The 12,523-nt window shown below is 54.8% G+C and carries 11 protein-coding genes; 8 read left to right on the top strand and 3 right to left on the bottom strand.

Translation table 11 applies throughout. From position 1 onward, the window contains the following. Positions 1–61: 61 nt before the first annotated feature. Complete coding sequence (locus BM258_RS08490) at positions 62–1,258, bottom strand: PQQ-dependent sugar dehydrogenase (protein WP_090071081.1); 1,197 nt, start codon at positions 1,256–1,258, stop codon at positions 62–64. A gap of 236 nt (positions 1,259–1,494) precedes the next feature. Further along, on the bottom strand, positions 1,495–2,844 hold the full coding sequence (gene gudD / locus BM258_RS08485) for a glucarate dehydratase (protein WP_090071079.1): 1,350 nt from the start codon (positions 2,842–2,844) through the stop codon (positions 1,495–1,497). Between the two features lie 458 nt (positions 2,845–3,302). Here gudD and BM258_RS08480 point away from each other — a divergent pair, with 458 nt between their 5' ends. The 6 genes from BM258_RS08480 to BM258_RS24445 all read left to right on the top strand — a co-directional run bounded on the left by BM258_RS08480 (position 3,303) and on the right by BM258_RS24445 (position 9,454). Beyond that, the gene (locus BM258_RS08480) at positions 3,303–4,346 is read left to right on the top strand and encodes a type 2 periplasmic-binding domain-containing protein (RefSeq protein WP_090071077.1); all 1,044 of its coding nucleotides are present in this window, start codon (positions 3,303–3,305) and stop codon (positions 4,344–4,346) included. Positions 4,347–4,469: 123 nt separating this feature from the next. Beyond that, complete coding sequence (locus tag BM258_RS08475) at positions 4,470–4,934, top strand: tripartite tricarboxylate transporter TctB family protein (protein ID WP_090071076.1); 465 nt, start codon at positions 4,470–4,472, stop codon at positions 4,932–4,934. A 23-nt stretch (positions 4,935–4,957) separates the two neighbouring features. Next, entirely contained in the window at positions 4,958–6,463 is a 1,506-nt protein-coding gene (locus BM258_RS08470) for a tripartite tricarboxylate transporter permease (protein ID WP_090071074.1), read from the top strand. Further along, on the top strand, positions 6,456–7,997 hold the full coding sequence (gene garD / locus BM258_RS08465; RefSeq protein WP_210186697.1) for a galactarate dehydratase: 1,542 nt from the start codon (positions 6,456–6,458) through the stop codon (positions 7,995–7,997). Before BM258_RS08470 ends, garD begins: the two co-directional genes overlap by 8 nt. Before the next feature lie 73 nt (positions 7,998–8,070). Beyond that, positions 8,071–9,120, top strand: coding sequence for a LacI family DNA-binding transcriptional regulator (locus tag BM258_RS08460; RefSeq protein WP_244544640.1), 1,050 nt, complete (start codon positions 8,071–8,073; stop codon positions 9,118–9,120). A 187-nt stretch (positions 9,121–9,307) separates the two neighbouring features. Continuing rightward, entirely contained in the window at positions 9,308–9,454 is a 147-nt protein-coding gene (locus BM258_RS24445) for a hypothetical protein (RefSeq protein WP_175527999.1), read from the top strand. 31 nt (positions 9,455–9,485) lie between these two features. Here the strand turns inward: BM258_RS24445 and BM258_RS08450 are convergent, their stop codons facing one another. Further along, a complete protein-coding gene (locus BM258_RS08450) occupies positions 9,486–10,223 on the bottom strand; it encodes a FadR/GntR family transcriptional regulator (RefSeq protein WP_090071068.1) in 738 nt (245 codons plus the stop codon). Between the two features lie 541 nt (positions 10,224–10,764). Here BM258_RS08450 and BM258_RS08445 point away from each other — a divergent pair. Then, positions 10,765–11,544, top strand: a complete 780-nt coding sequence (locus BM258_RS08445; RefSeq protein ID WP_210186696.1) for an aldolase/citrate lyase family protein — start codon at positions 10,765–10,767, stop codon at positions 11,542–11,544. Between the two features lie 74 nt (positions 11,545–11,618). Continuing rightward, positions 11,619–12,500, top strand: coding sequence for a 2-hydroxy-3-oxopropionate reductase (gene glxR, locus BM258_RS08440; RefSeq protein ID WP_090071066.1), 882 nt, complete (start codon positions 11,619–11,621; stop codon positions 12,498–12,500). The last annotated feature ends 23 nt before the right edge of the window (positions 12,501–12,523 follow it).

The following is a 12,523-nucleotide window of genomic DNA, read 5'->3' as shown; positions in this document are numbered from 1 at the left end:
TAGCACCAGAAGGCAAGCGGCTTCGCGTTAGGGCACACGAAGCCGCAAGGGAGCGTGCCGGTTACTCCGGGGTAACCCGCATCAGGGCTCCGTTATTTGCATCTGTCAAAAGCATGATGGCACCGTCCTTGGCGTCGACATCCACGTCTCGCACGCGGCTACGCCCTTCAAGATAGCGCGCCTCGCCCACGACCTTGCCGTCTTCCAGCTTCAGCCGCACAAGCGCCTTGCTGGCCAGTCCGCCAATGAGGGCATCACCCTTGAAAGAGGGGAACATCGCGCCGTCATAAAAGACCATGCCCGCCGGAGCGATCACAGGGTCCCAATAATAGACCGGCTGCTCCATGCCTCCCTTGGCGGTGATGCCTTCTCCCACTGGCGTGCCGGAGTAATTCTCTCCGTAGGAGATGATCGGCCAGCCATAATTCTTGCCCGCTTTGGGCCTGTTCAATTCATCGCCTCCTTTGGGGCCATGTTCCACGGTCCATAAATGCCCATCCGGCCCCAGTGCTGCAGACTGAATGTTGCGATGGCCATAGGACCAGACCTCGGGCAAGCCGCCTGCCAGGTCAGGATTACCCTCCGCCGGGCCACCCATCGGGTCGATGCGTAGCACCTTGCCAAGATGGGTGCCAACATCCTGCGCCAGTTGGCGCGACTCGGTGTAGTAGCGTTCGCCTGTCGTCACGAACAGGGCGCCGGACGGATCGAACACCAGACGCGAGCCATAATGATTGGTCGAGCGCCAGGCAGGATTTTGCTGCAAGATGACCTCCACATGCTCCATGCGGCTGTCATCATCGGAAAGAATGCCCGTGGCAACGGCGGTTCCATTCAGGCCATCGCCGCGCGGTTCGGCAAAGCTCCACCAGACGCGGCGTGTCTGTGCAAAATCGTCTTTGACAACCACATCCAGCAAGCCGCCCTGACCGCGCGCGTCAACCTCTGGCAAACCGTCGATTGCGTGCGATTTATTGCCGTCTGTATCGATGATCCGCATCCGCCCTGGCCGCTCGGTAACAATCCAGCGCCTGTCCGGCAACTGGTCCATCCCCCACGGATTTTGCAGGCCGTTGGCGATGGTCTCCCGTTTTACCGAGACATCATCAGCAAGATACGGTGCGCGGGTCTGACCTTCAAAGGCAGGCGTTTGTCCCTCGCCATTGGGGGGCGCATCGTTGAAGGTCTGGGCAGACGCCGTTGCTGTGCCCGCAAGCAGGCTAAGGGCAACAAGGCCGGTTAGGGGAAGGGCATGCATTGCGTGTCTCCTCTGGTCTGTCGCTACACCAGAGACTGGCTCTGGCGAAACGGCTTGATGTCCAAAGGCTAACTTTTGGTCTGTGATGGGGAAGTGCAAGCGTGTGACCTATCACAAATGCTTGAGGGCCTTGAAATGGTGAGCTGAAAATCTGGATTGAGAATCGAAAAACCCCCGAAGAAGGGGGGCTCTTCGAGGGTAAGGTCTGGGAGGAGGAATATTATTGTTATGATGCCTTAGCGCACGAGGCAGGGGCGTTTATTGTCAAAGGTCCAGTTGGGAATGAGAAACTGCATCCCCAGAGCATCATCACGTGCGCCAAGCCCTTTCTTCTTGTAAAGGTCGTGCGCAGCCATGATGGCATCGATATCCGCTTCGATACCAAGGCCGGGACGCTCTGGCACGGCGATCTCGCCACCCTCGATCAGCAGTGGCTCCTTGGTCAGGCGTTGCCCATCCTGCCAGATCCAGTGGGTGTCGATCGGTGTGATGTGTCCCGGAGCCGCTGCTGCCGCGTGGGTGAACATCGCCAGCGAAATGTCAAAATGATTGTTGGAGTGGGAGCCCCAGATAAGGCCCCAGTCACGACACATCTGCGCCACCCGTACAGTGCCCTGCATGGTCCAGAAATGTGGATCGGCCAGCGGAATATCAACCGATTGCAGCATGACCGAATGGCCCATTTGTCGCCAATCCGTGGCAACCATGTTGGTGGCGGTCTGAAGGCCTGTGGCACGGCGGAATTCGGACATGATCTCCCGGCCTGAATAACCATTCTCAGCCCCGCATGGATCTTCTGCATAGGCCAGAATATGATCTTGCCCTTTGCAAAGGGCGATGGCTTCATTCAGTGACCAGGCCCCGTTCGGGTCAATGGAAATGCGCCCTTCGGGAAAGCGCTGCTTGAGGGCTGCGGCGGCAAGCATTTCTTCTTCGCCCGAGAGAACGCCACCTTTGAGTTTGAAATCTTCAAAGCCATAACGTTCATAGGCTGCTTCGGCTAGCTGCACGATTGCCTCAGGCGTCATGGCTTCTTCATTGCGCAGGCGCAGCCAATCATCCTTGGCATCAAGCTCGGATCGATAGGGCAGATTGGTCTTGTTCCGGTCGGCGACATAGAAGAGATAGCCCAGCATACGCACTGTGTCGCGCTGTTGGCCTTCTCCCAGAAGAGCGGCCACTGGCATATCCATAAACTGCCCCATCAGATCCAAGAGGGCCGCTTCTACTGCGGTGAGAGCATGAATGGTGATGCGCAGATCAAACGTCTGGGTGCCGCGCCCGCCTTTGTCTCGGCTGGCAAACGTTTCGTTCATGGTTTTCAGAATGGTATTCATGCGCGCAATAGGCTGGCCCACAACGAGCGGGATTGCGTCTTCCAGCGTCTGGCGGATCTTCTCACCACCAGGCACTTCGCCCAGACCGATCCGGCCGGTTTCATCTTCCAGCAGAACGACATTGCGCGTGAAATAGGGTGCGTGGGCTCCGCTCAAATTCAGCAACATGCTGTCTTGTCCCGCAACGGGCACGACGCGCATGGATGTGACTTTCGGCGATCCTGTCCCGAATCTATCTGGCGCTACCATCTTGTTTTTCCTCCAAATTGTTGCAGCCTCGCGCTCCGTTCCTACCCGCACGGGGACCTTTATGCTATTTCGCCAAACAAAGAATGGAAGCGCAACCATTTTGTCGTGTTGATGTGCTTTTTGTGGAAAGAAAACGCATTTATTAGACTAATATCTAAGCTTTTCTGCCGAATATATCATAAAACTGTGTGCTCCACTTCGCATGCTTGACAGAAGAATGAATGTGAACTTACTATGAAATGACAGCGTTTTCATTTGGAGGAAACTTGAGGGCGCTGGGCACCAGCGGAGCTGCTGTTTGTCTGAGGAACAAACCGCGTTTGGTTGGGGTGTCAATAAAAGGAGGAAAGGCGGACGCAGAGCGACGCCGAAATCAGAACGTCTGGTTGAACAGCAAGAAGCAATAGGGAAGTGTTTCTGGAGGTTCTCGAACCGGCGTTCCATTAGGGAGAGAAAAAATGAAGTTTCTGAAAAGCGGGCTGGCTGTCGCAATGGCTGCCTTCATGGGCTTGGCTGCTTCGCAGGCCAGCGCTGCGGATGTCGAGCTTGCCAAGAATTTGCGCATCGTCATCGGCTCCAAATCCACCGGTGGTGACACCTATCAGAACTCTGCCATCGTAGCGCAGGCTCTGGCCGATAAGCTCGGCATCAACGTCAAGGTTGACGCTGTTGGCTCAAGTGCAGCCTTCAAGACTCTACGCCGCATTTCCAACGGCAGTACGATCATGATTTTCCATGATCAGTCCTATCTGGGCTACCTGTATGGCGTAAAGGGCTACTTCAATATCTTTGAAGATTTTACCGTAGGGCCGACGGTCGCCATCAATCCGGGTAACTCCTATCTGGTTCCCAAGAGCTCTCCATATCAGTCTATTGAAGACATTATTCAGGCTTGTGCAAGCGACAAGAAAATCCGTGTTGCCATTCAGCCCGGGGGTGTTTCGGAAATCGGTTTCTCGGCTCTGAAAAACGCCATTAAGCTGCGTTACCCAGGTAAGGAAGCCAACCTTGTTGCTGTTAATACCGGCTCGCAGTCCGACAAGAACCAGCTGCTGTTTGATGGTCAGGCTGACCTGATCAACGGTTCGGTACAGGCCAACGAACAATATACCCAATTGCCCGCAGAAGATCAGAAAGCCATGCGCTTTGTTTGGCTGACCGCACGCCCGGAAACCATCAAGCAGACCAAGCCGGAAGGCTTTGGCGACACCTCTCAGGAACATCTGCTTGACTTCGTCTCCCCGAAAGCATCCGTAACGCAGGATGGCGAAAAAGACTTCACGTTCGATAAGGAATTCTTCTTCATCTACAACAAGAAGATGGATCCTGCGATTGTCGACGCTCTGGATGAAGCGCTTGGCGAAATCTATGCAGAAGGCAAAATTCAGGAAACCCAGAAGAAATCCTTCTTCATTCCTAACTTCAAACCATCAGCTGAAGCTGCGGCTTATCTGAAAGACAAGATGGGTCAGTATGAAGTGATCATCGATAGCATCAAATAGACTTCAGACATCCTTCAGACCCGGCCATCTCACCCAAGGGAAACCGGGTCTGGCTCTCCGCAACAAAACCGCATCCTGAGGGCTCCTATGCCCTGCCAACAGGATCACCCCGGAGAAACCGCAATGGCAGATGGTAGTTCTCTTTTCAAGGTGTCGATCGACTTTGATCAGTCGCACCTGTTCTTTCCCAATATCATTCACTGGATCCTTCTGATCCTTGCCCTGCTGATCGCCTTGACAGAAGGACCAAAAGTCCTTCGCAAGATGCGCGCGCGGGCAGAGGAAAATAGAGGGCCTGAAGCTTCGGGAGAGAAAGACCAAACACGCAAGATAGACTGGCTGCGCCTCCTGGGCATGCTTGTGCTGACCATTCTCTATTTTTACGTGATGGAACCAGTAGGAGAAATCTTTCCCAACACGGGGCTCGGCTTTCTGCTGACTTCCATTCCATTCATGTTCCTGCTCTCGACCTTGTTTGTGCATACGCCGGGACGTCGCGAATTTATAACCATCACGCTCAGTTCGATCATCTCGCCAACTGTCGCCTGGTATGTGCTGGCGCAGATGTTCAACATCACGCTGCCCTGACCTTTGAACCGATAGGCTGACCCATGGAATTTCTAAGTTATCTATCGCCCATGTTTTTCGCTCTGGTTGGTTTCGGCGTGATCGTTGGAATCATCTTTGGCGCCATTCCCGGCATGACTGCGACCATGGCAGTGGCCGTGTGTCTGCCCATGACCTATGCGCTCGACCTGATCAATGGGCTGGCCCTGCTGCTGGGGCTTTATGTAGGCGGCATCTCGGGTGGGCTCGTTCCGGCCATTCTGCTGAAAATCCCCGGTACTCCCTCCTCGATAACCACCACCTTTGATGGCTATCCGATGACGCAAAAGGGGGAAGGAGAGCGCGCCCTTAAAACCGGCATCACGGCGTCGCTGTTTGGCGGTATCTTCAGTGCGGTTATCCTGTTTCTGTTCGCGCCAAGCCTTGCGGACTTTGCGATCAAATTCTCCTATGTCGAGAAGTTCCTGATCATTCTGTTTGCGCTGACGGTGATCGCATCTCTGTCGCGCAACCTGCTACTGGGCATCTTTAGTGGCGTGCTGGGCGTCTGGTTCAGTCTGATCGGCTCCTATGACATTTCCTACGGTGGCAATGGCGAATATCGTCTGATGACAGACGCCATGGTACCCTATCTGGAAAGTGGCTTTTCGCTCCTGCCGGTTCTGATAGGCCTGTTCGGGCTTGGAACCATCATGCAAGAGGCCGAAAAAGGCATCCGGGAAGAGGTTGGCAAGGGCAAAAAGCTCGATCTCAATGGCGGTACTCCCTTCAGCTTCTCGGTTTTCAAGGGTGAGATGATCAATCTGATCCGTTCGAGTAGCCTTGGCACATTTGTCGGCATGTTGCCCGGTGTGGGCGGCAGTGCGGCGTCGGTCCTGTCCTATACGCAGCAGAAGAACTTCTCCAAACATCCAGAGAAGCTGGGTAAGGGAGCGCCAGAAGGTGTCATCGCATCAGAGGCCGCCAACAATGGTCTCACCGGCGGGGCACTCATACCACTGCTTTCGCTTGGCATTCCCGGCGATTCAACAACGGCTGTGCTCATCGGTGCCTTTACGCTGCAGGGCATCCAGCTGGGGCCACTCTTCATCGGCAACAATCTGGATACATGGAACACCATGATGGTGGCGCTGCTGTTTGCCAACCTTGTCATGTTCTTTGTGATGTTCTTTGCCATCCGCACCATCGTCAAGGTGATCACGATCCCGAAATATCTGCTCTATCCTGGCATCATCATGATGTGCGTAGTCGGGGCCTATGCGATCAATTTCGGTATCATGTTCGATGTCTGGACGCTGCTGTTCTTTGGCCTGTTCGGTTATCTTGGCCAGAAGGTCGGGCTTGAGGTGGCTCCGTTCATCATTGGTTTCATTCTGGGCAAGCAGGCCGAAGTCTATTTTGTCAAAAGCTTGGAATCCTTCGGTTCCCTGACGATCTTCTTTACCAAAAGCCCGATTGCCATGGTCCTTTGGGTGCTGATCCTGATATCAGTTGTCTTCTCGATCTACGGCATGATCAAGCAGAAGAAAAACAACAACAAACATGCGTGAGGCTGCCATGAATACCGCCGTTCCGAGCCTGAAGGTTCACTCTGATGACAATGTCTCCATCGTTCTGACCGCCGGAGGGCTGCCTGCCGGAACAGAGCTGGATACGGGTGCTGTCCTTAAAGAGGATGTGCCCTTCGGCCATAAGGTAGCCTTAGCCGATATTGAAAAAGGCGGCGCGGTCATTCGCTACGGGGTGACGATCGGGCTGGCCCTGCAGCCGCTCGAGAAAGGGGCTTGGGTCAATGAGCATATGATCATGCTGCCAGAGGCTCCCCACCTCGAAAGCCTCAAGGCGCCTGCAGTTGCGCCCAAGTCTCTGCCGCCGCTGGAAGGCTACACCTTCGAAGGCTATCGCAACGCGGATGGCAGCGTCGGCACGCGCAATCTTCTGGGCATCTCCATTAGCGTCCAATGTGTGGCCGGTGTCGTAGAGCACGCGGTCAAGCGCATTCGTGAAGAGCTGCTCCCCAACTATCCCAACGTGGACGATGTGGTGCCGCTAACCCATTCCTATGGCTGCGGCGTGGCCATCAACGCGACCGACGCCTATATCCCCATCCGGACCATCAAGAATATCGCGCTCAATCCAAACTTTGGTGGCGAAGTGATGGTGGTGGCGCTTGGGTGCGAAAAGCTTCGCCCTGAAATGATCATGACCAAGGGCGATGACAAGGCAACCAGCATGTATCTTCAGGATGAAGGGCTTTCGGGCTTTTCGGCTATGGTGGATGACATTCTGTTGCAGGCGCGCATGCATCTTGAGCGGCTCAACAATCGCCAGCGGGAAACCTGTCCTGTGTCCGATCTTGTCGTCGGCATGCAGTGCGGTGGTAGCGATGCCTTTTCCGGCATCACTGCCAACCCGATGCTTGGGGCGGCTGCCGATCTTATCGTGCGGGCTGGGGGCAGCGTCATGTTTTCTGAGGTGACGGAGGTGCGGGATTCGGTGCATCTGTTGCCACCAAGGGCTGCCTCGGCCGATGTGGTTGAAAAGCTCGTCAGCGAAATGGCTTGGTATGATGCCTATCTCGACAAGGGCGGCGCAGATCGGTCTGCCAATACCACGCCGGGCAACAAGGCAGGGGGCCTTTCCGGTATCGTGGAGAAATCTCTGGGGTCTGTAGCCAAATCCGGTTCGAGCCCGATTGTCGACGTGATTGGACCCGGTGAGAGGCTTCGGCGCAAGGGGTTGACCTTCGCAGCCACACCAGCGGGCGATTTTGTGTGTGGAACTTTGCAGTTGGCAGCGGGAATGAACCTGCATATATTTACGACCGGACGCGGAACCCCATATAATCTGCCAACGACGCCAACCATCAAGGTGGCTACCAACAGCACGCTGGCCGCGCGCTGGTTTGACATTATGGATGTCGATGCGGGCCGGATTGCGTCTGGTGAGATTTCCGTTGAGGAAGGTGGCTGGGAGCTGTTCAGGCTCATTCTCGATATCGCCAGCGGGCGATGCAAGACAGCAGCTGACAAACTGGGTATTCGGAATGACCTTGTTCTGTTCAATCCTGCGCCAATAACATAGGATTGCGCGGTTTCCTTCGTTGCGGCTAGTCAACGGCTTCGTGTGAAGGGGCCGTAATGAAGGAAATATGGACGTGGCAGACCTACCTGACGAGCAACTGTTAACTTCAGAGCCAAGACGAGCGCGGCAGGGATCGCAGCGGGTCACTCTGGAAAGTGTGGCAAGGCTTGCCGGAGTAGCGCCAACCACGGTTTCTCGTGCCCTCAACTATCCAGACAAGGTGGCCAAAAAGACACTCGACCGGATCAACGCGGTGATCGAGCAGACAGGCTATGTGCCCAACATGCTGGCCGGAGGGCTTGCGTCCAACAAGAGCAAGCTGGTGGCCGTCATCGTGCCCAGTCTGGTCAATATCGTCTATGCTGAGACAGTGCAGCATTTTGCCAAGCCGATGAAAGAGGCCGGTTATCAGGTTCTGCAAGGGGAGGTTGGCTACTCTCTGGAAGAAGAAGAACAGCTCGTAACAGCCATTCTCAGTCGCCGCCCCGATGGTATTTTTCTTACCGGCATCCAGCATTCCAACAATTGTCGCCGTCAGCTTCTGGCTGCCAATATTCCCATTGTCGAAACCTGGGATGTGACGCCGACGCCGCTCGATATCGTTGTCGGCTTTTCCCAGCAAAGTGTAGGCAAAAAGACCGCCAACTATTTCTACGATAAGGGATACCGGAACTTCGCCATCGTGTCCGCTGAAGACCAGCGCGCCCTGATCCGAAATGACAGCTTTCTGAAAACGCTTGCTGACAAGGGCATTACGAAGGTGCCGAAGAGCATTGTGCCGGGCATTTCCAATTTGCAATTGGGCAGGCAGGGTGTTGCAAAACTGCTCGATGAGGGCCTGCATGACAGCCTCATTTTCTGTAGCTCTGACACGCTTGCGCACGGGGTTCTAACCGAGGTGCAGGCACGCGGCCTCTCCATTCCTGATGACATTGCCATTGTCGGCTTCGGGGATCAGAATTTCGCCGCTCACACCTATCCGGCGCTTTCAACGGTGCGGATTGATCGGGCGACCATGGGGCGAGAATCGGCAAGTGCCCTGTTGGCGCGGCTGGCCGATCTACCCGTTGCGCAACCCGTGCTGGATGTCGGCTTCGAGATCATAGAGCGGGACACGGCTTGAACGGGGCCGCTGCGTTATTTCCTGTCAAATCATCAGATTTTTTACCTCGGATTGCACCTGTTTAAAGGGTGGATTGTCCTAGGTGTGCATTCTTTGCATGGCTGTTGTGGCAGTCTAGTTCTTTTCACATTGATATCGGCAGGTATATTGTCTCAACTAAAGTATAACAACAAACCGAGACATCCCCATGATCAGCGAAATTTTCGAGTCTACGCGTCATCTCATCTCTTGCCTGCCTGCAGCTTCCCGCGTTGCCAATGATGTAGAATGTGGCCGTCAGCCTTCTCACGCAGATTTGCAGAAACTCGACATCGACGACGTATTTCATCTCTAGTTTTGAGGCGCTGCGTTAAGCGTTGACAAACCTAGCGCAGGGCCGTTTTGGCCTTGATCATGCTGTGATAACGATCACGGCTTAAAGAAAGATGTGCGCGCATGGCGTTGCGGGCAGCCTCCGGGTCCTTACCTGAGATGGCATCCAGAATAACGCGATGTTCATCTTGAAGCTGGGCCAGATAAGCGATGTGTTCTTGGTGCGAGGCTGGGAGCGGGCGCAGCTTGTTACGCGGAATCATCGCGTTGCCCAACTGGGTCAGAAAATCGACGAAGCGTCGATTGTTCGTTGCCTCTGCAATGGCAATGTGAAAAAGCGAATCCTCCGCTTCGCCCGTGCCTCCCAGCTCCATAACCGCTTCAATCGCCTCATAGGCCTCATAAATGCGCGACTCTTGCGCCATGGAGTGACGCTCGGCAGCAAGCCCGGCAGCTTCCACTTCGACGGCAAGGCGCAATTCAAGAATTTCCACGACAGACGAGATCTGAGACAGATCGCCAAAGAACAGGCCACGATTGTCTATGGCGCTGGGTTCTGCGACAAAGATGCCTGCGCCTCGGCGTGTGTGAAGCACGCCCCCTGCGCGTAGCGAAGCAATGGCTTCGCGCACGACAGACAGGCTGACTCCAAGCCTGCGGCTGAGATCTTGCACAGTGGGTAGGCGATCTCCCGGCTTCAGGGAGCGCTCGGCGATCATTTGTTCTATCTGTCTGGCAGTCCGGTCCGTGAGTGAGCCGCCTGACGCTGTGTTTGCTTCTTCAACCGACATTGCTTTCCCGTTTCATGCTACTCAGATTTTCCATTGCCCCAGTCCTGCCGCGCCCCAGTCCTGCAGTCTTTAGACCGTCTCACGCAAGGCTTCGCAAGGAAAAGAGTCGACTCTTGGTGTCGAAATGCAAAAAATTAATCAGGTTAATTATTTATTTTGTGATTGATTTTTGCAAGTCCGTTAGACCAGTTCCGCCAAGTTTCCACATAAAGTCCGCTGATTTTGGACATTTTCTCTGTAAAATTTAAAAAATATGCGATTTTCTCTTGGAAAATTAAACAGATTAATTAATATGGTCAATATCGAGATTGTGATGGACAAAGTGTGTGATTTGGGAGGAGTTACCCACACGGTCTTTCTGCCTTTCCTCCAGCTAAGCCGATGGCGCTTGGTGAAGGGCGTGCGTGATTCCGTGTGTTGTTTCGGGCGCAATGCCCATTTCCTCTGTCTATCTGGTTGTCCTGTCACAAGCATTGTTGCCTTGATCGCTGCCCTTGCGTCTGCTCGGGAGCGATGGGCCGCATAACGGGGAGGAACCGGAATGACAAATCTGATTAACCCACCAGAAAATCGCTTCATGGAAGCCATCAAGAAGGGTGAAACCCAATTCGGGCTTTGGCTGGCTCTGACCAGCAATATTGGCGCAGAGGTGATCGGCGCGGTCGGATTCGACTGGCTCGTCCTTGATGCTGAGCATGCCCCGAACGAGCTGACCACTCTGATACCTCAACTACAGGCCCTCCGAGGCTGTGGGAGTGAGCCAGTCGTTCGGGCTACCTGGAACGATCCGGTGCTGATCAAGCGCTACATGGATATTGGCTTCCGCACCATTCTCTTTCCTTATGTGCAGGATGAGAAAGAGGCCGAAGCTGCCGTTGCCGCCATGCGCTATCCGCCTGAAGGCGTGCGCGGGGTTGCGACCATGCATCGATCCTGCTCCTACGGGGCCGAGGCTGGCTATATCCAGTCTGCCAACGAGCGCGCCTGTGCACTGGTTCAGGTGGAAACGGCCAGTGCTGCCGAGCGCATCGAGCAGATTTGCGAAGTGGAAAATCTGGGCGGCGTCTTTATCGGCCCATCCGATCTGGCGGCCAGCATGAATCATCTGGGTGATCCGGGCCACAAGGACGTGCAGGGTATGATGAAATATCTCTGTGACGAGTGCAAATCCAAGGGTGTTCCCATTGGCACGCTGGCGCCTGTTACCGCAGATGCACAGCGCTATCTCGAATGGGGCTACAGCTTTGTGGCGCTTGGTGCTGAAGTGGCGCTCATGCGCAATGCCGCCATGGCAAAACTTGCGGAATTCAAACAGGCCTGAGGCGGTTCGTCTCGCTCAATAATCAACCCAATTGAACTGGCGCCCTCGGGCGCACCAGACAAGGAGCTTTTCTTATGAGCAAAGTAGGTTTTATCGGCACAGGCATTATGGGTGCACCAATGGCAGAGCATCTGCTGGATGGAGGCCACGAACTGGTCGCCTTTGACGTCATCGGGGTGCCTGATAGCCTCAAGGCCAAGGGCGCGAAGGTAGCAGCATCCTCGAAGGACGTGGCAGAACAATCTGATATCATCATCGTCATGGTGCCTGATACACCTCATGTGGCCGCTGTGCTGTTTGGCGAAAATGGTGTAGCTGAGGGATTGGCTGCAGGCAAGACCGTTGTCGATATGAGTTCGATTTCACCAGTCGACACCAAGGAATTTGCAAAAAAAGTCAACGAGCTGGGCTGCGAATATGTCGATGCGCCGGTCTCCGGTGGTGAGGTGGGGGCCAAGGCGGCGTCTCTCACCATCATGTGTGGTGGATCCGAGGAGGGCTTTGCGACGGTCAAGCCTCTGTTCGACTTGATGGGCAAGAATATCACGCTTGTTGGAGGCAATGGCGATGGCCAGACCTGCAAGGTCGCCAACCAGATCATTGTAGCACTCAATATCGAAGCGGTGAGTGAAGCGCTGCTCTTTGCCTCCAAGGCCGGGGCTGATCCTGCCAAGGTGCGGGAGGCATTGATGGGTGGATTTGCCTCTTCCAAGATCCTCGAGATCCATGGTGAACGCATGATCAATCGCACCTTTGATCCGGGCTTCCGCATTGAACTGCACCAGAAGGATCTAAATCTGGCGCTTTCCAACGCACGCGCCATGGGCATCAGCCTGCCCAACACAGCCACCGCGCAGGAGTTGTTCAATGCCTGCAAGGCCAATGGTGGCTCCGCATGGGATCACTCCGCCATGGTCAAGGCGCTTGAAATGATGGCCAACCACACCGTGGCATGAGGGCTGTCGCATCAGCCCGGTTT

This window comes from Cohaesibacter marisflavi, from assembly GCF_900115225.1.
Lineage (GTDB): Bacteria > Pseudomonadota > Alphaproteobacteria > Rhizobiales > Cohaesibacteraceae > Cohaesibacter > Cohaesibacter marisflavi.
The sequence above is the reverse complement of the archived record's forward strand: the minus strand, read 5'-3'. Positions and strand labels throughout refer to the sequence as shown.